Source organism: Cupriavidus sp. SIMBA_020 (assembly GCF_046535395.1).
GTDB classification, from domain to species: Bacteria; Pseudomonadota; Gammaproteobacteria; order Burkholderiales; family Burkholderiaceae; genus Cupriavidus; species Cupriavidus campinensis.
The window spans coordinates 1-317 of the sequence record NZ_JAWRWU010000267.1; the positions used below are offsets into that span (position 1 = coordinate 1).

Here is a 317-nt window from a genome sequence, read left to right on the forward strand (position 1 = left end):
GATGGCGGCCATCATGGTCCGGATGCGACCCGACAGCAGTTGCATCGTGCTCTGGTAGTGCAAGGTGTTGTCGGCGAACTGGACCCGCTCGATGTCCATGTCGACCGTGTTGCCGTCCATGCTGGGCTGGTAGGGCAGCCGGTACAGCATCTGGGTCGGCCCTTCGGACACGGCCTTCGCCGGGATGTGGCGCGCCGAGGTCAGCGTCAGCGACGTGTCGGGCAGGCGCTTGGAGCCTTCCATGGCGTTCTGCATCGCCGCCTTGAAATCGAAATCGCGCGCCTTGTAGTTCGGCGTGTCGGCGTTGGCGATGTTCG

1 protein-coding gene is annotated in these 317 nt (G+C 64.4%); it reads right to left on the minus strand.

From position 1 onward, the window contains the following. A partial coding sequence (gene flgB, locus SB751_RS29140; RefSeq protein WP_410748925.1) for a flagellar basal body rod protein FlgB occupies positions 1–317 on the minus strand: 317 nt, incomplete at both ends.